The organism is Aquibacillus halophilus (assembly GCF_009649745.1).
GTDB lineage: Bacteria > Bacillota > Bacilli > Bacillales > Amphibacillaceae > Aquibacillus > Aquibacillus halophilus.
The window spans coordinates 143,544-168,779 of the sequence record NZ_WJNG01000003.1 but is presented as its reverse complement, the minus strand read 5'-3'; the positions used below and the strand labels follow the sequence as shown (position 1 = coordinate 168,779).

Annotated in this window: 23 protein-coding genes, 1 other RNA gene and 1 pseudogene; 5 read left to right on the top strand and 20 right to left on the bottom strand. The window is 33.7% G+C overall.

Annotation, left to right across the window (positions count from 1 at the left end; genetic code table 11):
- Positions 1–131: 131 nt before the first annotated feature.
- Complete coding sequence (locus GH741_RS05215; protein WP_338079255.1) at positions 132–314, bottom strand: DUF3231 family protein; 183 nt, start codon at positions 312–314, stop codon at positions 132–134.
- 361 nt (positions 315–675) lie between these two features.
- Here GH741_RS05215 and GH741_RS05210 point away from each other — a divergent pair, with 361 nt between their 5' ends.
- Both GH741_RS05210 and GH741_RS05205 read left to right on the top strand, forming a co-directional pair.
- Positions 676–2,097: an ATPase domain-containing protein gene (locus tag GH741_RS05210; RefSeq protein WP_170287566.1), complete on the top strand. Its 1,422-nt coding sequence runs from the start codon at positions 676–678 to the stop codon at positions 2,095–2,097.
- Between the two features lie 14 nt (positions 2,098–2,111).
- The gene (locus GH741_RS05205; protein WP_153735720.1) at positions 2,112–2,579 is read left to right on the top strand and encodes a helix-turn-helix domain-containing protein; all 468 of its coding nucleotides are present in this window, start codon (positions 2,112–2,114) and stop codon (positions 2,577–2,579) included.
- A gap of 92 nt (positions 2,580–2,671) precedes the next feature.
- Here the strand turns inward: GH741_RS05205 and GH741_RS05200 are convergent, their stop codons facing one another.
- The 8 genes from GH741_RS05200 to GH741_RS05165 all read right to left on the bottom strand — a co-directional run bounded on the left by GH741_RS05200 (position 2,672) and on the right by GH741_RS05165 (position 10,814).
- Entirely contained in the window at positions 2,672–2,932 is a 261-nt protein-coding gene (locus tag GH741_RS05200; protein WP_153735719.1) for a UvrD-helicase domain-containing protein, read from the bottom strand.
- Positions 2,933–3,178: 246 nt separating this feature from the next.
- Positions 3,179–3,988 carry a GNAT family N-acetyltransferase gene (locus tag GH741_RS05195; RefSeq protein WP_153735718.1) on the bottom strand — a complete coding sequence of 270 codons (810 nt, stop codon included), beginning with the start codon at positions 3,986–3,988 and terminating at the stop codon, positions 3,179–3,181.
- 818 nt (positions 3,989–4,806) lie between these two features.
- Positions 4,807–5,520 (bottom strand): diguanylate cyclase domain-containing protein, encoded by a 714-nt coding sequence (locus GH741_RS05190; protein WP_476693033.1) that lies wholly within the window; start codon positions 5,518–5,520, stop codon positions 4,807–4,809.
- A 33-nt stretch (positions 5,521–5,553) separates the two neighbouring features.
- Positions 5,554–5,760 (bottom strand): hypothetical protein, encoded by a 207-nt coding sequence (locus tag GH741_RS05185; protein ID WP_153735717.1) that lies wholly within the window; start codon positions 5,758–5,760, stop codon positions 5,554–5,556.
- Positions 5,761–6,624: 864 nt separating this feature from the next.
- Positions 6,625–7,728: a GerAB/ArcD/ProY family transporter gene (locus tag GH741_RS05180; RefSeq protein ID WP_153735716.1), complete on the bottom strand. Its 1,104-nt coding sequence runs from the start codon at positions 7,726–7,728 to the stop codon at positions 6,625–6,627.
- Between the two features lies 1 nt (position 7,729).
- Complete coding sequence (locus GH741_RS05175) at positions 7,730–7,963, bottom strand: hypothetical protein (protein WP_170287565.1); 234 nt, start codon at positions 7,961–7,963, stop codon at positions 7,730–7,732.
- Between the two features lie 11 nt (positions 7,964–7,974).
- Positions 7,975–9,165, bottom strand: a complete 1,191-nt coding sequence (locus tag GH741_RS05170) for a Ger(x)C family spore germination protein (RefSeq protein WP_153735714.1) — start codon at positions 9,163–9,165, stop codon at positions 7,975–7,977.
- On the bottom strand, positions 9,162–10,814 hold the full coding sequence (locus GH741_RS05165) for a spore germination protein (protein ID WP_153735713.1): 1,653 nt from the start codon (positions 10,812–10,814) through the stop codon (positions 9,162–9,164). Before GH741_RS05165 ends, GH741_RS05170 begins: the two co-directional genes overlap by 4 nt.
- A gap of 1,046 nt (positions 10,815–11,860) precedes the next feature.
- On the opposite strand from GH741_RS05165, the gene GH741_RS05160 reads away from it, so the two are divergent.
- Positions 11,861–12,877 (top strand): DUF3231 family protein, encoded by a 1,017-nt coding sequence (locus GH741_RS05160; protein WP_338079253.1) that lies wholly within the window; start codon positions 11,861–11,863, stop codon positions 12,875–12,877.
- Between the two features lie 192 nt (positions 12,878–13,069).
- On the opposite strand, the pseudogene GH741_RS05155 reads toward GH741_RS05160, so the two are convergent.
- From GH741_RS05155 to smpB, 8 genes and pseudogenes are all read right to left on the bottom strand, one after another.
- Positions 13,070–13,547 (bottom strand): annotated as a pseudogene (locus GH741_RS05155) (N-acetyltransferase family protein).
- Between the two features lie 314 nt (positions 13,548–13,861).
- A complete protein-coding gene (locus GH741_RS05150; RefSeq protein ID WP_338079252.1) occupies positions 13,862–14,581 on the bottom strand; it encodes a sensor domain-containing diguanylate cyclase in 720 nt (239 codons plus the stop codon).
- A 6-nt stretch (positions 14,582–14,587) separates the two neighbouring features.
- Positions 14,588–14,767, bottom strand: a complete 180-nt coding sequence (locus GH741_RS05145; RefSeq protein ID WP_153735711.1) for a hypothetical protein — start codon at positions 14,765–14,767, stop codon at positions 14,588–14,590.
- 330 nt (positions 14,768–15,097) lie between these two features.
- Positions 15,098–15,382: a hypothetical protein gene (locus GH741_RS05140; protein WP_153735710.1), complete on the bottom strand. Its 285-nt coding sequence runs from the start codon at positions 15,380–15,382 to the stop codon at positions 15,098–15,100.
- Positions 15,383–15,693: 311 nt separating this feature from the next.
- A complete protein-coding gene (locus tag GH741_RS05135) occupies positions 15,694–17,136 on the bottom strand; it encodes an SIR2 family protein (RefSeq protein WP_153735709.1) in 1,443 nt (480 codons plus the stop codon).
- 80 nt (positions 17,137–17,216) lie between these two features.
- A complete protein-coding gene (locus GH741_RS05130; protein WP_153735708.1) occupies positions 17,217–17,663 on the bottom strand; it encodes a TIR domain-containing protein in 447 nt (148 codons plus the stop codon).
- Positions 17,664–18,303: 640 nt separating this feature from the next.
- Positions 18,304–18,665, bottom strand: a transfer-messenger RNA (tmRNA) gene (ssrA, locus tag GH741_RS05125).
- 129 nt (positions 18,666–18,794) lie between these two features.
- Positions 18,795–19,259 (bottom strand): SsrA-binding protein SmpB, encoded by a 465-nt coding sequence (smpB, locus tag GH741_RS05120; RefSeq protein ID WP_153735707.1) that lies wholly within the window; start codon positions 19,257–19,259, stop codon positions 18,795–18,797.
- 150 nt (positions 19,260–19,409) lie between these two features.
- Between smpB and GH741_RS05115 the strand changes: the two genes are divergently transcribed.
- The gene (locus tag GH741_RS05115) at positions 19,410–20,270 is read left to right on the top strand and encodes a GNAT family N-acetyltransferase (protein WP_153735706.1); all 861 of its coding nucleotides are present in this window, start codon (positions 19,410–19,412) and stop codon (positions 20,268–20,270) included.
- Between the two features lie 33 nt (positions 20,271–20,303).
- Here the strand turns inward: GH741_RS05115 and rnr are convergent, their stop codons facing one another.
- The 3 genes from rnr to secG all read right to left on the bottom strand — a co-directional run bounded on the left by rnr (position 20,304) and on the right by secG (position 23,830).
- The gene (gene rnr / locus GH741_RS05110; RefSeq protein WP_153735705.1) at positions 20,304–22,592 is read right to left on the bottom strand and encodes a ribonuclease R; all 2,289 of its coding nucleotides are present in this window, start codon (positions 22,590–22,592) and stop codon (positions 20,304–20,306) included.
- Between the two features lie 97 nt (positions 22,593–22,689).
- Positions 22,690–23,433: an alpha/beta hydrolase gene (locus GH741_RS05105; RefSeq protein ID WP_153735704.1), complete on the bottom strand. Its 744-nt coding sequence runs from the start codon at positions 23,431–23,433 to the stop codon at positions 22,690–22,692.
- A 166-nt stretch (positions 23,434–23,599) separates the two neighbouring features.
- Complete coding sequence (gene secG / locus GH741_RS05100; RefSeq protein WP_153735703.1) at positions 23,600–23,830, bottom strand: preprotein translocase subunit SecG; 231 nt, start codon at positions 23,828–23,830, stop codon at positions 23,600–23,602.
- A 191-nt stretch (positions 23,831–24,021) separates the two neighbouring features.
- On the opposite strand from secG, the gene GH741_RS05095 reads away from it, so the two are divergent.
- Complete coding sequence (locus GH741_RS05095; RefSeq protein WP_153735702.1) at positions 24,022–24,951, top strand: alpha/beta hydrolase; 930 nt, start codon at positions 24,022–24,024, stop codon at positions 24,949–24,951.
- The last annotated feature ends 285 nt before the right edge of the window (positions 24,952–25,236 follow it).

Genomic DNA, 25,236 nt, shown 5'->3' with positions numbered 1-25,236 from the left:
TTAAAGGTCTGAACTTACCCGCTATTACTGAGATAAATGATTCCGTCACAACAAAATCAACTTTATTTGGATATGGAATGGTTGGAGAAGTGATAAATGTAGTCCTTTTTCATAGGTGATTACCGAATTATTTAAACACACATCTTAAAATAATCAACAACATCTTGTCTTGATGAGGTGGAAAGCGCGTTGGAATAGATTGTAAGAGAATCTTTAGACATTTCTGTAATATAAAACAACATAAATTTATCACTAAATAAACGTGGTGTCTCTTTCATAATGTCTTGCTCTCCAAACCCGATAGGTATTGGTATTCCTTCTTTGCTTATGTCTGGCCCTTTTTCGAAATGTAGGATTGTATCAACTATCTTTTCAATGACACCTGAAGCAAATGATTCTTAGTACTACCATTACAAATCAAGCTTTATGGTAAGGAATAATTGGTTCTTCAAAAGTTTCTATCCAACAATAGTATTTTCCCAACACTAGTTACTTATAATCAAGTTTTATTGAAACTTCCTTTTGTTACTTATCATCGATATGTTACCCTTTATTTAAACCGAACTAAATTTGAACGAGCCCTGGATCATTATGGACACTAGATTTAGCCAATGCTAATGATTATCCACAATTGTTTGTGTTATAATGGATAATCATGGAAAGAGAGGTATATCGATGAAAGAGCTTATAAAAACTGGGATAAAAGGTTTAGATATGGTTCTTAGTGGCGGTATTCCTAAGGGCAACGGTGTTGTTATAACAGGGGCACCAGGGACAGGTAAAACTACAATAGGAGTTCAATTTTTACACCAAGGCACCATGATAGGTGAGCCTGGTTTATATATAACGTTTGAGGAATTACCGGAACAAATTTATAGTGATATGCTAAATTATGGAATTGATATTGAAAAACTGGAAGGTGAAAACCTCTTAAAAGTTGTTACTCTTTCACCTGAAATTTTACTTAGAGAAATGCTACAGCCATCTGGTTTATTTGAGGAACTGGTTCAATCGATAAACTGCCAAAGGGTTGTAATAGACAGTTTAAGTTTAATTAAGTATCTTGAGCAAGGTGATCAAGAAATGAGGAAATCAATATATTCCTTAAAAAACTCACTTGTAAGAAACCGGTTGACGTCTCTTTTGATTGTAGAACAATCTACTCGTCAAAGCGAAATTCCCTTTGAAAACTTTCTTTTTGATGGTGTGATTCAATTAGATTTTGTCGAAAAATTTGATGATTATAAGGAAAGAACGTTGGAAGTTGTAAAGATGAGAGGAACTAAAGTTTTTGAGGGAACACATACCTATCGATTTATAGACGAGGGAATTTACCTTGTTCCTCCTCACATACCTGTGAATAGGGTTACTTCTTCCTATGATTCATCTGTTACCACTGGCGATAAATTGCTCGATAAATCATTAGATGGTGGAATTCAAAAAGGGCTAATTTATTTATTAGAAGTAGATAGTATTGCTGGGTATAAGCGTATTCTTATGTCCATTGTGAGCGAACTCTTAAAGAAAGATAGAAAGTTTGCCTATCTTTTATCAAATACTATAACAATAGATGAATTACTTAAGCTTTTTAAAAGCTACAATATTGATTTAGAGGAATATATTTTAAATAAAAAGGGCGTTTTTACTGAACAATATAATAGGGTGATAAATCCTAAGATTGCTTCACATGTTTATAACATAGCGAACTTAGACAACGAGAGTTTTAAGGCATTTATATTTGAAGAACTAGTCGCATTTGTAAAAAATGACCTAGATAGTAGAGATGGAGAATGGTTTTGGGTATACAATATAAATTCGATTCTGGAAAAGAGAGGCATAGATTTTGTAAAAGATATTTACGTCGAGTTAGTAGCAGCAGAAAAAGAAATTGGAATTACTTCATTTGTAATTTGTAATGCTGATAAAACAGATAAGGAAACTTTGGCATTGCTTCAACAAAAGTCGGACGTTATTATAAAGACATGGGTGTATAACAGATACCAATACCTACAGGTCACAAAGTCTCAGTCAGGTGTAGTTTCAGCTCCATATATAGTTGAAACTATAAATGAAATACCTTTTTTTCGACTACTATAACAGGAGCCAATTGAATGGACGGATATAAAATTCAACTAGTAGAAACAGAATGTGTACAGTTTTTTTCTAAAAATAAAAATAGCTTTGAAACTCAACATAGTCTTGCTACGCGTTTAGGTAGAACAGAAGAACACATAAAGGAAACTTTGGAGCATCTTGTTAACACTTCTTTCTTAGAGGTACGTATAACCGGAAAACAGAAACTTTTTTACTTAAAAAAAGATGGAGACTATGTTCCTAATAACGTAAGTAGCCGTGATGAGATGGAGTTTCAAACCATAATACATGGGTTAGACAGCCTTACAAAAAGGGAAAAAGAAATTGCCTTTAACATAATTAACGGATTGGATAACCAAACCATCGCAGAAAATTTATCCATAAGCTTTCATACGGTCAAAAACCATATTACCAATATTTATGAGAAGTTAGAAGTTAAGGATCGGATACAATTTACAAAGAAGATCTACGACAAAAGAAGATGAATTTTACTATGTCCTTTACTATATATAAAACAATAAGAAAGTGAAGTGAGGAGAATCAACATTTTCAATTCCTTTAGCATTTAGTTGTTCTTTTATTTATCAACAGCAACGTTGGTATGAGTGATTATACAAATTCCTTTCTCCGAAGCATTAACTTGGCTTTTCATCTGACTTAAAGTCAATGCAATCTTAGCTATTAGAACTGTAGTTTTCCCACTACCTGGACCTGCTACTACATTAGCGCATGCATTTGAATATATTACTTCTCTTTGCTCATCAGAAAAATTACAATCCTTGGGAAGTAATTTACTTTCTAATATTTTTAATTCGTTATGAAGCATATCATCATTCATTTGTTACTCCCCCTAAAGGTGAGCAGTCTTCTCTGATCCATTTTTTTATTCAACATGAGCACCCGCTACTTTAAGTACATTGTTTCACAAAGTTGGTCCAAATAGATGTCGTTTGAATGCACAGTAGTTTTGTACTGTGCAATAGTTATCAGTTGTTATTTTTAAACATAAATTCCCGCTAGTTGAATAAGAACCTAACGTAATTATTCCAATTAAACACTCACTCTATCTTGAGACAATAGAATTTTAAGGTTCAAGCTTAAACGTTTCAACTCTGCTTAATACTTTAAAGCCCATTCTGTGATACACTTTTAATCCTTGTTCTGAGGATTGTAACATCATGTACTTATATCCGTTTTCCTTTGCTTCCATTAAGGGAAATAACGTAATCTCCGTCCCATATCCTTTCCTATTATAGCCTTCAATTGTACCTACATTATAGATTCCAACTACACCAGAATCATAGTAAACGGAAGAAATACATACTGGCTTTTCATCTTCATAACCAATATAATTTACCAATTTCGAGTTTATATCAAAGCCCGTACTAAGCACTGTATTTAAGAAACCATCCCGTGCAGGCTCAGGTACTCCGTAAATTTCTGAAAATAAATCTGCTAATATGATAGCCTCATCTTCATTATCTACTTTTTTTATATTTAATGAAATTGATTTATTTTCTGGTATCTGAGTATGTTCTAATACCATTGCAGGAAATTCACTATCATATTTAAAGCCATATTCCTGCAATATTTCTCTAATATTACTAGGCAAACTATTTGACCAAATTTCCCAATACATTGGTATATTTTTATCATGATACATCTTTTTAATATAATCAAACTTATCTTCTAAATTTTTAGCTGTTGTATTTGTCTTTATTATCCTATTAAGAATAGAGACAGGGATGAAACTGTTTAATCCTTCTATACCATTTTGGTCAAAATAATAAATACCTTTACTACTCTTACTAGTCATAAGGAAAAAGTTTAATAAATTTCTTTGATTAGCTTCTATCATTTCACTGGGGGTTGATTCAACTAAAATATCAGTCATATAAAAGCACCTCCAAAAAAATGGTCATAGATACACACTCATTATATCTAAGTATTCAGAAAATAACAATTAAATAAACAATACTACCCCGTTTACTCTTTAAAGAGAGGCATTTTTACTCTACCAGTTAATTTAATTACATCAGTTCACACACTCACCCAAAAATTAAACTATTGCTCTGCGTTAGTATTGGTCAAATAGGGCGAAACAAGCACCCTAAAAGAGGGATCGGCTTTAACGAATATTATTTAGTTTCCAGTATCGTTGTACTGTGCAATAAACTTTTATTTGTTAATTCTCACTATGATTATATGTTGGTTATTAAAATAACTTAATAAATTAAAAAAACAAATAAATACACCTGGAATTAAAAAGACCATAGGCAAAAAAACGTGTCTAAACAACAATCCAAATATCTTTAATTTCGATGAAATAAAGAGGGGTTTTTGGTGATTTATATTGTGGTGGTATCACTTTACGCATTCATAGTTCCCCTTTTCCGAGGATATTTTGAGTGCAAGTGAATACTCGATTAAAAACAAGAAATATTTAGATTGTGTGAAAGGATTTAAAGAACCTAAAAAGCTTGTAGCATTCGTTGAGTGTCTTTGAATCTAGTAAGTTTACTGCCAACAAGAACAGTATCACTAAAGGAGGTTCTAGTAGACTTAGACACTTTTAGTATGTGCCTGTTCGGTGTGCCATTCGTGATTGTCATAAAAAGAAAACAAAAGATGAAATCAACCATCGAATACTTTTTTCCAACGGTGTAAACCTGTCGTGCACATTGAAAAGAAGAATACTAGGGAGAAATCTATCTACTCTCCCAGTTCATAAAAATAAGAGTAGCGATCTTTCCCATTATTTTTTGAATAGTACATAGCCAGGTCAGCTTCTGCTACTAACTTTTCGATATTCCTGTCTTTATTTTCTCCAATACTAATACCTATACTTACGGATAACCCTAGTTCATCACCATTTATAATAAAAGGTCTTCTAAATTGACTAATAATCAAATCTGAAAGAGTACGAGTATATGCTTCATTAACGTCTTCTTGTAACATTATTATGAATTCATCTCCTGCATAACGGCAGAGTATATCTTTTGCTCTTACACACTCTCTTATCCGTTCTGCAACCTGAAACAAAATAGCGTCCCCTTCCTTGTGTCCATAACTATCATTAACTAACTTAAAACCATCTAAATCTATAAAAATAATGGCAACTTTAGATTCCATTGGTAGAGTATCAATATAATTTTGAAGGAAATACCTATTATTTAATCCTGTTAATGAGTCTTGATGTGCCAGAATATCTAATTCAATCGAATGTGCTAAAAAGACAGCCATTGTTTTTAAGAATTTTGTTTCCTTTTCTGTAAATGTATATGGTTCGGTATCCATAGAACATAAATTTCCAAATATAGTCCCATTACTTAAAACTATCGGTACGCCTAAAAAGCTCTTAATCCCGACGCTTAGTGTTGGCATCATGTTACATGTTATTGGGTGACTACTTGTATCATTTATAATAAGTGGGTCACGCCCACTTTGAAGGATAATATTTCAATAAGCATCTTCGAGAAATAAAGTGTCTCCTGCATCAAATAAAACTGTGTTCCGATTGAATACATGCGTGAGAATAGAATGTTGTTCATCCGTTGTTTGAGTTACACAAAAGGTATTTGTGCCTATATACTCACTAACTAATTCAAGCATACTTTGAGAAGCCTCATTTAATCTTTGATAACTTTGTCCCATTGAAAATTCCATGTAATTTGACCTCCATTAAGTAAGTCTCTAACAATTGAAAGCCGCCTAAAGTGAGTGATGGAATTTACTAATCCACATTCATTTTCTGTAGTGGCTCTGATGCCATGCCATGTACCATTGACCCATAGTTCTGTGTACCTACCTCTTGATAGGCGTTTCTACCTATTCTAATATTATAGCAATATAATCATAAAGAGACAATTTATTTATCTAAAACACTATTTTATTGATCCCTTAATCTCTTTTTTCCTTACCTTATACTACATTCCTTGAAATTTAGTTTTACAGTTCAACCCAATCTCCTCATTCATTTCACTTATTCCTTTTTTTCTAAATTCGAATGCGGAAAACCAATAATACCTTCTCTTTCACCTACCATAATAAAGTTACTACAAATAGATGTCGTTTGAATGCACAGTATCATGGTACTGCGCACCAAAGAACAACTTATTTAACATATCTTCTTTCACTAAAGTTACAATAAGAAAATTGGCTAAAGACTTGTTTTTAACGAATCACCCTGCGTTGCGTTCCATATTATACATAGAAATCATGAGCACGCAGGAGTATTGATGGTAATTTAAAATAAGGAGACCCCGACACTCCTATTCTTCATTGCAAAGTTAAAGTTCTCTAATAAATCTTCCTGCTTTTCTAAGCTATAAAGCACTTAAAACGCAATTCTTAGTATTTTAAGATAGTCAGTATTTAAAAAAGTTGGCTTCTTCGTAAATACATCATGTTCGTAGTGGCTCCATGTCAAATGACAATTGTTCCTAGCTCCTCACTTAATAGGCACCAACAATTTAAGTTGAGCCGGTAAACGAAACTGTTTCTGATTCAATGAGAAGACACTTTTCAACTCTATATACCTCTCTTTTTATGTTTTATCTTTCCAGCAATATAAACAATTAGAGGTAGGAAAAATCCCACAATATATGTTAAAGGAAAGAACACTTCTTTATCAAAACTAGCAACTTGCATTGTGCTCGTGAACATAATGGGTGACATTACAACTAACAACATACCTAAAGGTAATGTAATAGGTCTATAATCTTTTGCTTTTACAAAATCACTTAAGCTAGCTACTAAGACATAGAATACAATTGCTAATTTAAAGTAAATACTTAAAAACCATATGATGGCTATGATTATTTCCAGTCTTTCTAAAAATTCTCCTACACTTACCATTTTACCCAATACATATACAGGAAACGTATTTCTAGCCGTAACATCTGCACCCAATACGAGAATACAAAGAAACGTTGTGGTAATCAATAACCCCCCCGCTACAAGAGTACCTTGTAAAAATGATTTCTGTACTTTCGTTTCTTTATTAACGTAGGGTGTAATCATAAGAAATATGATTAATTCCAAATATGGGAATGATAACAGATAATAACTACCATGTAACACTGGCATTACACCTTTTTCTAAATAGGGGAGCAAATTCCCTTTTTCTAATGACCATATTAAAAATACACACATAAGAAGAAATAAACCTAATACCCATGGTAAAAAGACCTCAGATGTTCGTCCAACGTTCTCTATTCCAAGCCTTACCGTATAAATAACAGTCAACATAAATAGAATGAGTATAACTTGTATTGGTGTTTGAACCAAAACCTGAGTTTTTAAAAATTCTCCTAAATCCCAAAGAATTAGTGAGCTTAGTATAAAAAAGTAGATATAAGTGATTAAAATAACAGCACCACCAATCCATTTTCCCAGAATAAAGGTAGCACATTCAAAGTAACTTTTTTTAGGATACAACTTGTAAAGCTTAGAGTAGAAAAGAACCGTAAATAAGCCTAAAACTGTTGCAACAATCGCAGAGATCCATGCATCCTGTTTAGCTACATTTGCTAAGAAAGAAGGGATAAACAAAATTGCACTGCCAATCGTAAACAAAATAATCATACTGGTAAGTTGCTTTTGGCTAATCTTTTCCTTAGATGAGCCGATCATTTTATTGCCCCTTTTCCATAAAGAAATTCTCGATACCTAAACCTATTGGTGAAAAAATAGCTCTTAATCCACTAATAGGGTTAGAGATGGTTACACCATTCACATGCAAAGTTGCTATTGTAGATGCAAGGAAAAGTACACAAGAAAAAAGAATAAAGTCTCTTTTCATATTTTGTTTTTTCATTTTTGGAATTTCATAAATTGAAATTAATGTTGCTACGAGTAAAACACCCATTGTCTTCAAAGTTAATCACCACTAGCTTTCCATTGAAATGATTCCTTAATTGTCCCTGTTCTTCGAATATTGTAATGGGATTCAATTTGCACATCTAAATGAACGAATCCTTCTTCATTCCAGTTTTCCTTAACCTTATTCCAAAGTTTAGGGTTTTGTTTGCGAATCTGTTCACCAAAACCAAAGATATCTGTTTGTAACTCTTTCGCTGTAATAAGTCCTTCATTTAATACTTCTCTTGTTTGTTTGTCCAATTTTTCTGCCAGTTCTTTGAGTTTCTCTTCACCTAGTATGTTTTCTTTACAACGCACTTCTCCGATGGATACATCGGACTCCACTTTAACGGTTATCTTAGGCAAGCCATTATCCTCTACTACCTTTACTTCCGTATTGGTTTCATAAATTTCTAGAGTGACATTCCCTCCCTCGCATTTTTCAACTCCAACCGTATTTTTTACATTGTCCATGATATAATTAAATGCTTTACTTTCATTCTTGTTTAACCAGCCCACTAGTTTATCTTCCTTAAATATCCCTAAATAATCTAAACTAATGACCGACGGAGAATTAATCCTTTCAACATTTTCTACGCTACCGCCAAAATCAATATCACCTTCTACATATACCCCTGTTAAGACAGGATTATCACTCTCTGAGGATAACTTTGCGATCAAATCATGCAAATGAACACCTTTTGTCGGAGCCCAGTTTTCCTCAGATGATTCTATTGAATCAAAAATTTTACTTGTAGGGATTTTATCAATCGGTGTTAGGATTTTCAAAATACTCGAAGCATCGTTTTCTTTAGAAATTAGAATAAAAAAATCCGTACGTAGTTCGTGATCTCTAGACAAAAAATCAAGTGATTGTCCGATCCCTTGTGTCGCTAATTCCTCTCCTAAAACAACTAACTTAAGATGGGATAAGTACAATTTCCTGGGACTTGTTATTGTGAGGGCTCGCAAGGCTTCAAACACACTTTTTCCAGTTGCTTCATATGTTGAAACGGCAACTCTTGTAGATTGAGCTTTTCCGGCAATCTCCCCTGGATTTAACACTTGTGCAGTTACTTTATATTCATCATCTTCTTTATCTATCGCAAGTCCTGTTAGGATGGCTAATTCATTTAATTCTTTTCTGTCCCAACACCCTGACATGATTAGTAATGAAAATATTATAATTATCTTTAAAATTTTTTTCATTTAGACGACTCTCCACTTGGTGACTTTTCCGGCTCCTTTGTTGAATCATTAGGTTCAGGAGCAGGTGTTTCATCACGTATCATATTCTTCTGAGAAATGAGTCTAGGTCTAGAAATTAAAGCCCATATTGGTAGTCGAATAAGTGAATCCCTCTGACCTTCTTTGTTAGAAGGAGCTATTGGTGATAAGTATGGAACTCCAAATGAGCGCAAACTCGTTAAGTGGCTAACTAAAATGATTATTCCCAAAATAATTCCATACATTCCAAATGCTGCAGCTAATAACATAAACAAAAACCTTAGTAATCTAACAGCCATTCCTAAGTTGTATGATGGTATAACAAAACTGCTTATTGCAGTCAATGCAACAACGATCACCATGACATTTGAAATAATACCAGCCTCAACTGCAGCTTGTCCTAACACAAGTGCCCCCACAATAGATATAGCAGAACCTACAGCTCTAGGCATTCTGAGTCCAGCCTCACGTAGAATCTCAAAGGTTACTTCCATAAGAATTGCTTCCACAAAAGCAGGAAAAGGAACCCCTTCTCTTTGTGATGCCAGACTAACAAGTAAAGTTGTAGGTAACATTTCTTGATGAAAAGTCGTAACAGCAATATAAGCAGAAGGGACTAGTAATGCTAGCATAAAAGCAACATAACGTAATAAACGTATAGCACTAGCTATGTCAGAACGCTGATAATAATCCTCACTCGACTGCATGAACTGTACAAACACTGCAGGGGCAAGCAAAACAAAAGGGGTTCCATCTACAATGATGACAATTCTCCCTTCTAATAGGCCCGAAGCTGCAACATCTGGTCGCTCAGTGTTATAGAGAGTAGGAAATAAAGTGAATGTTTCATCTTGAATAAGTTCTTCAATCATTGCACTTTCTAATACACCATCGATGTCAATTTTTTTGAGTCTTTTTTTTACTTCTTTGATAATTTTGTCATTTGCAATACCCTTCATATAAAGAATAGCTACATCTGTTTGGGTCTCTTTTCCGATTAGCATCTGTTCAATCCAAAGGTTATCACTTTTAATTTTCCTTCGTATAAGGGCTGTGTTTGTTCGGAGTGACTCAGTAAACCCTTCTTTTGGACCTCTAACAACTGTTTGTGATGAAGGTTCTTCGACTCCCCGTTGCTTCCAGCCTTTTGTAGCAACAGAAAGTCCTACCGTTTCTCCATCAAACAATAAAACAGTATCACCAGATAAAATGTGTTGTTTTACATTTTTTAAATTGTAAACCTTTTTCAATTGTCCACCTGAAAGTGAATGCTTCTCTAGTAATTCCAAAGTAGTTGCTTCAAAATCTATATTTTCTAAGTGAGCACTTCTTATGTCAATCATCAAGGTTTTTAATACAAATTCTTGTACAGTAGTAGAATCAGCAAGACCATCTGTGTACATAACCCCGATTTTCCGTTGATCTGTTTCACCCAGCTCAAATTCTCGAATTATTACATCAGCACTTCCACCTAAATCTTTACTGATAGTATTTAAGTTATCCGTTAATGATTGTGAAATAGAATGAGCGCTATTAAATTGTTCATTCTGTTCTTTAGGATCCTTATTCTTTTCTTTCATGTTTTCTCGTTTTTTTTTAGTCTCATTTACCCAATCCGTTAACTTTTTCATATAAGGATACTCCTAAACAAATAGTATTGATGTTGACAAAGGGGATAATAAAAAAACTAAGAAAACAAACAACTATCCTATGGTGAAAAATGATTTATAACTTCAAGTATTATTCTTCACATATTATATAAGGATAAATAGTATGCTGAATAAATTAAATTCATTTAAATCTAATTAAATCATAGTATGATACAGAAAAATAAAATTATTTGCGAACGCAAAAATTACATCAAAAAATTTGAATTAGTTTAAGAAATATGAAGCAAGACAATATTTACACCTTGTGAATTCGTTTTTTTAAAAAAATCAAAGAATTTGCAAAGTCACCTTAGGTTTTGTTTAATAGATAGAAGAATACTACATACATAAAATGGTTATTCTAGATGGTTGACTCATGAAGATGGGATTATCGATTTCACATTACAATTTTTTTCCTACGCCAACTTAATCTATTAAAAAGTCCGTCATTTAACATAAGTTGTATAAAACCCTTTGGTTAAATTTCATGACATCTCTGCTACTATTTCACCTAAAACACATGTTTCCCTAATTTTGCATATTTTGACTTTAATTTCCTTAGAAAGAAAAGCTAGTCATACTTTCTTTACCTGAAGTTGGGCAAGTTGCCTATTTTTTTCAGCCAACCTAAGTTTATGTAAACCAATAAAACGTTAGAAATGGATCAGTTACGAATTGGTTCCAACACTATCTTTACTGATTAGGAAGAGTAATTAGGTTTCAATCTATTTAACTTCTGAAGTGGTTTTGGAGCTGGTCAAATAAGAAATACAACTATTAACTGGGTAGTTTGACTTGGAGAAACGAAAGGAACCTTTCTTTGAGTGGAACAAGAGGTGTAATCCTTCACATTCACTAAAAATTCGTTCTTTATTCTGTGATAACATTATTAAATCAATTTAAGTTTCTTGAAAGAATCATTTAAGAATCATTTAATGGGATATAGTTTTTTATAAGATATTATCCTACATATGACAGGTAACTATTGGACAATATAAAGAATATAATGTTTTATAGGGGGTCTAAATATATTGGAACAGGAAAAACAAATTAGGCTTACATCAACAGAAATAGCTCAACTATGGGCTCAATACATGAATGATAGTGCAAGTATTTGTATGTTAACTTACTTTTTAGAAAAGGCTGAGGATGCTGAGATTAAACCTGTAATTGCTCATGCTTTAGAGCTATCACAGGCTCACATACAAAAGTTAACCACAATATTCACTGAGGAAAAGAACAAAGTACCTCATGGATTTAAGGTAGAGGAAGATGTTGATTTAACTGCTCCTAGATTGTATTCAGATAGCTATGTATTAAATTATATTCATCAGATGGCTATGATGGGACTTACTACGTATGCCGCAAGTTTATCAGCATCTGTAAGAACAGATATAACAGACTACTACACGGAATGTCTTTCAAAGACAACGGAATTATATAAGATGTCGAAGGATTTATTATTGTCAAAAGGTCTGTACATAAGGTCTCCTTATCTACCAAACATAGAACAAGTGGACTTTGTAAAAAAGCAAGGTTTCTTATGGGATATACTTACAGACAAAAGACCCTTATTAGCAGCGGAGGTCGCTAATTTATATGCAAATCTTCAAAGGAATGCTTTAGGGTCATCTACCCTTACTGGTTTTAGTCAGGTTGCACAGGAAAAGGATGTTAAACAATTCTTTATAAGAGGTATAGAAATTGCAAAAAAGCATAGTAAATTATTTGGGACGAAATTAGAAGAAAGTAATCTCCCTATTCCTACTTCATGGGCAACAGAAATTACAAACAGCACAACTCAAACATTTTCTGATAAAATCATGATGTTTTATACTTCTGCTTTGATCTCTCTAAGTATTGGTTTTTATGGTACAAGTATTGCTCAAAGTCCCAGAGTAGATATAGGTGTAATGTATAATAGACTATCTTTAGAAATTCAGTTATATTCTGAGGATGGAGCAAATATCATGATAAAAAATAAATGGTTAGAACAACCTCCAATGGCATCAGACAGGGATGAGTTAGCTAAAAAGAATATATGAAATTAAATAGTATAGTTTCAGTTGGGGCAGGTCTTAGACCTGTTCATTTTTATATGCAATTGGTAAGCCTCCCAACTATAATAGTGCAAATTTCACTATGTCCCTTATAGCCAGTAACCTACTGCGTTAGTGGAACAAGGATGCAATTCCTTATTCAAGGAAAGCACTCGTTAGCACAACAAGAATAAAGTTTTAATCTATCCTCTTAACAAACAATACCCTATCTTGATTTGGACCATCGTAATCGAAAAAAACATACACCCCATTAACTACTTTGTCACCATTATCAATATTAAATCCCATCTTGGTATGATAAGCAATTGAGACCTTATTTACTGGTGAAGTTACAGCACGAACGACATTTCTATTATTCTTTATTACCTCATTAAAAAATTCATTATAAAGTTGCTTTCCAATTTGGTTTTTACGGTACTCAGGATTAACTCCAACAAAATGTATGTATGTATGCAACATCCGTATCAGATTGAGAGAGAAAGCCAATTAAAAAGCCAACAATTTCTCCATCTTTTTCAGCAATAAAACTTGTATTATTAAAATGAACAAAGAATAACTTAGGCAACATATCGGACATTTGCCTTCCACCCCACCATTCGTTAATTAAAGGTGAGATTACGTTACAGTCAGAACTTTTCACATTGCGTATTTCCACTTTTAAACATCCTTTCTTAATATAAATAGGACAATATTTCCTAAAAAAATCGTTCTTCTTGAACAAACCTGCTTTATAACAAAAGAAACGAGTGCTACTTGTTCAGCAATCGCACCCGTTACTTTAAGTACATTTTTTCACAAATCTGCAAAAATAGATTTCGTTTGAATGTGCAGTATCGTTGTACTGTATATCAAAAGATACTGATTGTTAGTTAGCTTATTTATAAAAAATAAAAAATGTCCCTTTACCGATGGGGATTTTCATTATTTTTAATAATGATTCAATAAGTAGATTTACTCCTGCAACAAATACTATTCACTAAAAGCATGAAAGCAATTTTCACCTTTTACTTTTGCTTGATACATTGCATTATCAGCTTTTTTTAACAGGTTTTCCAAACTAATCTCATCATAATAAGGAAATTTAATAATGCCAATAGAAGCAGATATATTTATATCAAAGTTTTTCCAGTCAGATAATACACCCAAAATGCGATTAGCTTTGTATTCTATTTCTAAATCATCTTGTAAGTTCGGAATAAGGATAACAAACTCATCTCCGCCTAACCGTACACCTAAACTATCAGCATCTAAGAATTCCTTAATACGTTTCCCCACTTCTTTTAGAACTTTATCACCTACATGATGACCATGGACATCATTTACTTCCTTAAATCCATCTAAATCAAGGAGCATTAAAGTCCCTTTATCTGATATATAATTAAAATTATCATATAAATAATTTCTACTATAAAGTTCTGTTAAAGAATCATAATGAACCTTCTTCTCTAGTTCTATTACATATGTAAATAAGTTAGAAAATTTTTGTAATATCTCTATGTCTTTCTTTGTAAAATTTGATATTTTACTGTCTATTGCACATAATGTTCCATACATATTTCCATTGTTATAAAAAATAGGAACACCCAAATATGCCCGTATATTAGCTTCGTGTGTTATAGGTAAATGTTTCGTAAATTCATGTTTATGAGTATCATTTATTAAAAGTGGTTCCCGACCACCAAAGAATATCTTCTGTCAGTATGATTCTTCTATTCCTAAAGTTTCACCTTCTTTAATGTTAACATCACTATTATTGTTCTCTAATGTTTTTATAATTGAAATATCATTCTCTGTTGTTTTAGATAAAAATAATGTTTTTCCTTGTATATATAAATTTACTAACTCTAATAAATCCTTTGCAGCTTTGTAAGTCATTAAAAAAACCTCTTTTAATAATTATTTTTAATATAAATTAATTATAACAAAAATAACTTATGATTTAAGGAAAACCCTTATTTCTTTTACTTTTTACCTTAGTAAGCTACCAATATAAAGTCATACTTTACCATAGAAAATCGGAGTAGTAAGTAAAATATTAGCTCGGATATAGAAAAGCTTATTGCGTAGTAAGAGTCTACTACGCAATACAAGAGTTAATCCACAATCTGGTCCGATAAGGAAAAGTGTGGGCTAGTCTTATTCCATAAATGCGCCCGATTGTTGAATACTAAACACAGACTTGGATTATATTGTTCTAATCCTTCACTAATCTGTACCTTTCAGCTCGATTTTCACATTATTCCAAGCAGTAGCTAGTAATTCGTTATACGGTCTAAAGCCTAATGGCTTCTGTAAAAGTTTATATAGAATTCGACTCATCATATTGTTACTCATTACTACATCTAAAAAATCCCTATATAAATGACCGTTATAGTCCCTCGACTGTTCAGAAAAAAGATTTTCAAAAATCTCGCTTACCTGTATATATAACCTGTCATAATCTGGTGTGTTATATAATTTTACTAAATGACTGTAAATATCAAATAACATATTATGATTAACACAGTTCCTATATTGCTTTTTAGTGGTTCTGATAATATTTGTTGGGGTTCAGATACAATTCTGAAAATAAAAATACACGCAACCTTTACATTCTTATATACTTGAATTGTCGAGAAACAAGTAGAATGGAGGTTGTGTGTATATGGATTTTATCATGAATATACCAGGATTAAAAGAATGCCAAGTAACAAATATTTGAAATCGTAGCTTGTATTTTTGGGATTTTTAATTTGTAATAATATTAAACAATCTCGCCTCTAAATGAAAGACTCGAGATTGAGATAATGGAGTTATGTTTTTTAGTAGTACTTTGTAAGTTCTTTAACTATGTTAATTACAATTTCTATCAATTCTGATTCAGTTTTGGTCTTATCGCCTAAGCTCTCGTACAGAGGTTTAAGTGCATCTACACCAACATAATTATTAAAGTTACTCATAACAATTTCCCATAACTCCTGAGCCGTAAAACCAGTAGCTCCTACAGGAATAGGAATAGCACCATTCCTTATTGAAATGTCAAATTCTTCCTTCATACCATTAGCACCTATTATTTCACCTGTTTTTTTGTCTTCTTTATTACCAAAGATAAAGATTGAAACACCTACACCTGAAAGCATCTCTTCACGATATTTAGTCCATAATTCTTTTAGCGGTATTCCACCAGTTGTAACTTGAGGAAAAGGTCTTGATTTTAGTCTGTTTTCTATTCTTTTTTCATTGTTTTTATAAAGCTCTTCCAAAGCTCCTGCAATTATACAACTGCCGATCCCAAGACCAAATCCTGATATAATATTATTTTTATTTGTTATAACCTCTTTACTTAAGTTGGTACTAAATTCATAAGTTTTGGTTTCTCCCCATTCACCAAAATCTGTTGCACTTCCTGATATAAATATATTCTTTCTAGTTACAATGTTGTGAATATGCTTTAGTATTTCTGTGATTTCATTATAACTGTCTACAAGAAGAACACTAATCTTATACCGTTTCAAATCTTTAATTTTTAACTCTTGCTTAATTTCAGCATAACGGAATTCATTGTCGGATCCATAATCATCTCTTCCAACTCTTTTCATAAAACAGTAATGGTTTCTAGAATTTTCACCCAACAAAATTCTAATACGACTTAATATATAAGAAAGATTTGGATCGTCAAAACTAAACCCTATAAATAGAAAGGTTTTAGATACTAGATCTCCCTGAAGTGCTGTGCTAAATAATTTGCGATTTAAATCATATCCTTCATAATCATCTTTAGTTAATACAGCTTGATGAGATAACGAACTATCCCCATGCATTTTATATAAGATAGCATCGGTATCAGGAACTGTATAACTTAAATTTTCAGGTACTATTTTAGTATCCACTTTTTTATTGTTAGCCTCTAAATTTGCTTCAATTAATTTATCATAGTTTGTTGTCCAATAAGTATTGATTGGTAAATCTGATAGTATCTTATGGTTGCCTGTAGTTTTCACATCTTTAGTAAACTCTTCCACAAGAATTTGATTAATTTTATTTCGCCCTTCATACTCATTTACATGATACTGAGCTAACCCTATTAAATCGGACTCCATATCTATATCTAGATTAAGATCTTCTGCAATCTCTCTCATTAGTTCCTTCCAATTAACGTAACCAGCAGGTTTAGATAGTCCGGCACCAGCAAAGATTGCTGCATTACCTTCATTTAATGCTTTTACATAAGTTCTAATAAATTCTTTTATCTTTGCGCTATACAATAGATCTACCTCCTTTATACTAAATCAAATTAAAGAGCGATACTTCTATAAATAGGCATCGCTCTTTAGAGTTATATAATTCAATTTGCAGCATTATAGGCATCATCAACCCACTTTGAAAATTTATCGCTATCAAATGGCCAATTGTAAACTTTATACCCACCATTAATAAGTTTTGTAGGAACTGCTCCTTTCTCGTCGGTTTCGCCATCTTTGTTTTTAATATTATGTACATGGATACCTAGTATCCCATTACCTCTTTTAATACTCTGTTCAATTTCATAATTAATGTATTTTCGACCCGCTGATTTTGCACCTATTAACACAACAGTTACTGAAGTATTCCTAAGTCCTTCATCAATCATTTTTTTAATTTCTACATCACCCTTTTTTTTAGCTTCCTCCCAAAGTGATGCATCATAAAAACCTGCTGCAGATGAACCTATTACTACTCCACTATTACGAACAACATTTGCCCTCCAAACATCCCGTTGATAATGAAAACTAAAAAAAGTTCTTCTTGCCATTACATATTCCCCCAATATAAGTTACTTAACAGTTATAATTATACCATAATTTGCCAAAATATTCTATTAAATTCAAATCTTCTGAGATAGTTTATCCCACAATCTGAACTGATTAACGAAGGTTTTAAATTTATAAGTTAGATAGCTAGAAACTTCTTTATGTGAATCTGATTCAATATGTTCGAAACTATTCCACAACTTAAGATACTGCCATTGAAAAAAGCCATCTTTGCCATTTCTTTTTAATTGCTCTCTAAAATAGACGCAATTTCTTAAGGCAAATGTGTCTTTCGCGGATAACGAAAAAATTGAATAGGTAAGAAACTATTTTCTGGTTTTCTAGTACTTCTTAGTATACTTTTTACTAATTTTTGAAGTATTTGATGTTATCTGGTGGGGAAATTTGAGGGTGAAAAATTTGGGGTGTTATCAGATCCTATAACTGAAAATGATATACTATTCTTAAACGGTATTCTTTTTAAAGATTAGACTGTGTTTATATATCTTTATCTTTAATTGAAATGACAATTTTTCATGAAATCAAGCATAAACTTTCCTAAGATAAAATAAAGCATAAGCTTTCCAAACGGAAATCTTATGCTTTACGTCACATAAAATTAAAAAACCACCAATTATGTATTGGTGGAGACGGTGGGAATCGAACCCACGTCCAGAGATATCGGCACTCAGGCATCTACGAGCGTAGTTGATATATTGGCAGTTCGCTCGCTTCTCGGCCTATCAACAGGCTTCCAAGGAGCTAGTCTGATTAATCTCTTCTATCCATCCTCAGACGGTGGACGATAGCGTATCCCGCTTCATTTGAGACCCTTCATCTACCACACGGGCGATGATAGGAAGGATCCTTTAGTGCTACTTACGCAGCTGCTAAAGAGTAATTTTGTTCTTTGCCAGTTATTATTGGCGTGTAACGTTTTACGAGACGTAACCTCGACGCGCAACCTGAGCTCAATCTACCCCTGTCGAATCCGTAACGTCCCCATATAAATAGGGTACAACGGAAAACAAGAATATTGAGCATTCTTATTTATTTAGTTGTCAATGTCTTTTACGACAATTTTAATTATAACAGATTTAATGATTTTTTCAAGCCTTCCTAACTGGTAATAACTAGTTCATATTGTCTTTAATTGCTCGGTCAATGTCACGTTTAGCTTGTTTTTGCTTCAAGTCTTCCCGTTTATCGTATTTCTTCTTCCCTTTACCCAAGCCAATTAGAATTTTTGCCACTCCATTTTTTATATACATTTTAAGTGGAACTAATGCGTAACCGGCCTGTTGTGTTTCACCGATTAACTTGTCAATTTCTTTCCGATGAAGCAATAACTTTCTTGTACGTGTTGGCTCGTGATTAAATTGATTCCCTTGTTCATAAGTAGCAATGTGCATATTGTAAATGATTGCTTCTCCCCTCTCAATCCGGGCGAAGCTATCTTTTAAATTGACTCGACCTGCACGGATGGACTTGATCTCAGTCCCTTTTAATACAAGGCCTGCTTCATATGTTTCTTCGATAAAAAATTCGTGAGTTGCTTTTTTATTTTGTGCAATGACTTTTCCTTGTCCTTTTGGCATAACAGTAACCTCCTATTGCTCCGTGAGCTTTATTTTAACAGAAACGAAGCTTGATTCCAATTTAAATATTGTCTCCAAATTTAATATTAGACAATCAAGCTTTTTTTGTGAGAATATAAGTTGAATAATCATAATAAAGGGGTATGGAAAGTGAATCAAGGACTACTACAAATGAGAAAACTTACTGAAGATGACATCACTTTGGTCCGGGAAATGCAAACAAATATAGATGACGATTACGTTATAAGAATTTTCCCTAAACTCGTACAGTCAGACTCTAATGCTGTATATGGACTATTTAGTCAAAATAACCTACTTGCTATCGGCGGGTACACTGTCTTTCCAGGTGGCTACGCAATGCTTGGCAGACTACGAAGTGACCATCGCTACCTTTCAAAAGGGCATGGAACAGAGATTTTATCCTACATAAAAAGGGAATTGGAGAAAGACCCTTCAATAAAATGGATCGGAGCAAATACCAATGTTGCGAACATTGGTGCGCGTCGAGTTATAGAGAAACTTGGCCTAATGCCAATAACTAAACTTCATTCCTTGCCTGTTATCAATAAGTGTCTAATTAGTGGAACGGAAGGTGAGGTATGGAATAGGGTAGAAGAACTTGAAAGGAAGAGAACATTAATTAATTCCATTCAAGAAAACACATTGGGCATCTATCCATATGAGTGCTACTATCCTTTCCCATTAACACCAGATTTACTAACAGACGAGCACTTAAATCAGTCTGCTTTTTTTGAAAACCATTCCAAAAATCGGTTTATGGTAATAAAAAATGACCAAAAGCATGATTGGTTTGCACAGGTCAAATACTTTTGGGACGACCACTTTGACCAACCTGGATTTTGGGAGACTATTTTTACTTATACAGAACAGCAGCCTGAGGAAATTAAAGCCTGGGTTGACTTCTCTCAGCAAGGATATGAGAAAATTCCAACAACCGAGGCTTTTGAGGTTACTGACGCTTGGATTCTTTATGGAAATTGGATAAATTAAAGTTTAAAGAAGTAGACGAGGGTTAACCTCCGTCTACTTCTTTTTTTTCTTCGGCTTGTTCTTTTTTTTCCCAGCACCTTTTGGTGGTTTTACTCGTCCACTTGATTTGGTTTTACCATTTCCGCCCTTGCGATCTTTAGATTCAGAACGATTTGCTTTTATCACTTTAGGTCGATCCGATGGACCTTTGTCTTTTCTTGGTTTCATCCCAACTACCTCAAAATCAACAGCACGTTCGTCTAAATTTACATTAGTGACCTTAATCGTAATTTCATCACCAATACGGAAAATATTACCTGTTCGCTCACCAATCATCGCATAAGAACGTTCATCAAAGTGATAGTAATCATCTGTTAAATAACTAACATGAACAAGTCCTTCTACTGTATTTGGCAGTTCCACAAATAAACCAAAGCTAGTAACTGAACTGATTACACCTTCAAATTCTTCACCGATTTTATCTTGCATGTACTCAGCTTTTTTCAAATCATCTGTTTCTCGTTCGGCATCAACTGCCCCGCGTTCTTTTTCAGATGAATGCTTTGCAATTTCTGGCATTTTATCTTTCCAGTGCCTCTGAGTTGCTTCATCTAATTGTTTATTTATTAAATACGTTCGAATTAGACGGTGAACAATTAAATCGGGATACCTTCTAATTGGTGAAGTAAAGTGTGTATAAAATTCTGTTGCTAACCCGAAGTGTCCAACACTTTGCGGATCATACTTTGCTTGTTTCATTGAACGAAGCATTAGTTTCGAAATAATCATTTCTTCTTGTGTACCTTTTACTTCATCCAATACCTTCTGTAATGCTTGTGGATGAATCTCATTAGATGTACCTTTGACCACATATCCTAATGTTGCAATAAACTCAAAGAACTTCTGTAATTTATCTTCACTTGGATCCTCATGAATACGGTGGATGAAGGGAACATCCATCCAATGGAAATGCTCTGCAACAGTTTCATTTGCCGCTAGCATAAACTCCTCAATTAATCTTTCTGCGACAGAACGCTCTCGTAAAGCAATATCGACTGCTTTCCCATCATTATCGACCAATACCTGAGCTTCTTTAAAATCAAAGTCAATTGCACCACGTCCAAAACGCTTCTTACGCAAAGCAGCAGCTAAATCTTCCATGTCTTTAAACATTGGGACTAGTTTTTTATATCGTTCGATTACACTTTCATCTTCGTCTACTAAAATTTTATTTACATCATTATAGGTCATGCGTTCTGTTGTATTGATTACACTCTGAAAGATTTCATGTCCTACAACTTCTCCATTTTGATTAATTTCCATTTCACAACCCAATGTTAAACGGTCAACCTGTGGGTTAAGTGAACAAATACCATTTGATAGACGGTGTGGAATCATTGGTATTACGCGGTCTACTAAATAAACACTAGTAGCACGGTCAGAAGCTTCATTGTCAATAGGGGAGTTCTCTTCTACATAATAAGTTACATCAGCAATATAAACTCCCAACTTATAATTTCCATTTTCCAGTTTTTTCACTGTTACCGCATCATCTAAATCTTTTGCGTCTGCGCCGTCAATTGTGACAATCATTTCGTCTCTCAAGTCACGTCTGTTTTTTATTTCCTCTTCATTAATTTTGTCTGGCGCCTCTGCTGCATGTTGTAATACCTCTTCTGGAAAGTCCACTTGAATGCCATGCTTATAGATGATTGATATAATATCCATGCCAGGATCATTTTTATGACCTAATATTTGTGTTATTTCACCTTCCGCACTCATTCTGGCTTCTGGGTACTTAGTGATTTTGACAATTACTTTATGACCATTAACAGCGCCTTTTGAGGCGTTCTTAGGTATAAAAATATCATTTGGAATCCGCTTATCATCAGCAATAACAAAGCCAAAGTTACCATTATCATCATAGGTACCAACAAGTTCCGTTGCTGCCCGTTCTAAAATTCTAATGACAACACCTTCTGGGCGTTTACCTTGCTCATCTCGCCCTTCAATTCGGGCCAACACCTTATCATTGTTCATCGCTGATTTAAGATCAGCATGATTAATATAGACATCATCTTGGGTCTCATCATCTGGGATTAAAAAGGCAAATCCTTTTGCGTGCATTTGGATTTTTCCGCGAATTAAATTCATTCTCTCTGGTGTTCCGTAACGGTTCTTTCTAGTTTGTACTAGTTCTCCTGATTCTTCTAATTCATTTAATATTTTCATCAGTATTGTGAACTGATCAGAGTCATTTAAATCTAATATTTCCTCAATCTCATTTACCGCTAACGGTTTTGAAGCATTTTCTTTGAAATATTCTAAAATTCTCTGTTTCATCTCATTGTTATTCAAACGCTCACCTTCCTTCCAATTTTCGTTTATTAAAACTATCTTAGAATAGTCACAAAATTATAAGTTTTACTATTATGATCCCCTAATTCCACTCCAATGATTCTAAAAACTGATAAATATCTTCATGTAACTGTTCTTTCTCGTCATCTAATGTAATAACGTGACCCGAATTTTCATACCATTTGATATCTTTTTTATCTGCTTCTACGTTTTCATAAATATAATCTGCGCTATCCGAATTAATCATCTGATCTTTTCTTGCTTGTACTACAAACGTCGGGGCATAAATATGATCAATATGCTCCTTTACTTCTTTAATAAGGTTACCAAGCGATTCAAACATTTCATCTGATTGATCCATCAATTTGTTTACTTCTTTTTCAATCGTTTCTTCTTCCTTCTGTTCCAATTGTTTATATTCTCTAGAAAATAGCTTAAATCCTTTAGTGAGTTGTGTTTTATTGTCGAAAAACATCGGAGCACACATTGGAATAATACCCTTTATTGGTTCCGAATAAGCTAATTTCAAACCAAGAACTCCACCTAATGACAGCCCAGCAACAGCAATCTCCTTATGCCCTAAGCTCTTCAAGTGATTTAATGCATTTTGAACATCTTCCCACCACTGCTCGGGAGTGGATTTAACTAACTCTTCAGGTGGCGCCCCATGTCCGCGATATATCGGTGCATGACAGGTGTATCCTTTTTTTTCTAAGAATCTTCCCAGCATTCTTACATCTGCAGTATGTCCAGTGAAGCCATGTAGTAGTAATACCGCACGTTCTCCTCCTTTAAACGTAAAGGCTTGAGGTTGCTTTATTTTCATGGTGATCCATTCATCCCCTTTTTTCTATGTATTAACTCTATTTTGGGTTAATAGTAACAAAGATATCCGAATGTTTCATAAACCCGGCTTATAAAAAACCTGATTTAAAATAAAGATCCCCTTACCACAACGTAGTAAAGGGATCTGTTTTTTTATTCAATTTACCTTATATGACGTAACCAACCATAAACGTAAGAATAAAAAGGAGCACTCCGGTAACTACTGTTGCACGGTGTAATACCGCGTCGATACCGCGAGCCTTTTGTTTACCAAATAATTGCTCTGCACCACCAGAAATCGCACCAGAAAGTCCAGCACTTTTTCCTGACTGTAATAATACTAAAACGATAAGAGCAATGGCATCAATTATTAATAACGTAATCGCAACTCCATACATGTTGCGTACACCTCCTAAGACACACTAATACATATTCTATAATGTAGCATAAATGATAGAGTTTTTGCAAGATAAATATCTAGTTTGAACTAACTACCGTGCGAAGTATAACGCTTCCCTAAAGAAGAATACTTTATTATAATTAATAAAGATAATTTCCTTATTCTACTACTAAAATTGGAGGCTAAATAATGGAACCTACCGTTGAATGGATAGAAACAATAGACAAAGAAAAAATTTACATGCAAAAGTGGACAAACCACTCAATATCTCCCAAGGCTATCATCCAAATTGCACATGGTATGGCAGAGCATATCAAGCGCTATCAGGAATTCTCCGACTTTCTTATAGATAATAAAATTTTTGTATATGGTAATGACCATCGAGGCCATGGTAAAACAGGTGAAAACAAGGGAATGATGGGATATTTTGCAGAGGAACAAGGCTTCGAAAAAGCAGTTGATGATTTATATCAAATTACAAAGCAAATAAAACAAGAGTTTCCTAATGTTCCAGTCATTTTATTTGGTCATAGTATGGGTTCTTTCCTTGCAAGAAGATATATTCAAAAATACAACGTATTGGATGGAGTAATTCTGTCTGGAACTGGTTATAATCCTTCTATTGTTACCACATTCGGTAAAAAAATTGCTAAACGAGAAGTACGTAAAAAAGGGAATTCAACTCCATCACTCTTATTAAATCGCCTTGCTTTTGGAGCCTTTAATAAAAAGTTTCCAAACACCGAAACAAAGTTTGATTGGCTTTCCAGAGACAAGGAACAGGTAAAGTTATATATCGATGATCCCCATAGTGGTTTTGTACCTTCAGCTTCCTTTTTTTATGATTTATTCGATGGGTTACAAATGATTATTGATGATCAATTAATAGAACAAATTTCCAAGGATTTACCTATCTTGTTTATTAGTGGAGACAAAGATCCAGTTGGAAACCAGACAACCGGAGTCAAAAAAGTTATTGCTCAATATAGTAAGCACGGAATCGATAATATGGAGAGTATCTTCTATAAAGATGGCAGGCACGAAATGTTAAATGAAACAAACAGAGAAGAAGTCTTTCAAGATATATTAAATTGGATTAACCAAACAATTGAAACATAAGGCAGTTTTTTAAAGGGTTATTGTTAATGGAGCAAAAACTATAGAATGCGACGTAGCTTTTTATTTATATTATTTCTCCACTTTTTCCATAATCGACTGCTATGTTGATTTCCGCTCCGGGCAGTCGCTTTCCGCCGGCACGGCATCAGCCTCCTCGTGGAAAACCACCATTGCGGGCTCTTCAGACGCGTGGGACTGCGATTACTCGCCCCATCCAAAACCTTTTGCTTTTCCTGCAGGACAAGGAAGGCTCTCCGGCAGCATTGCATCACACGAAGAAAATTG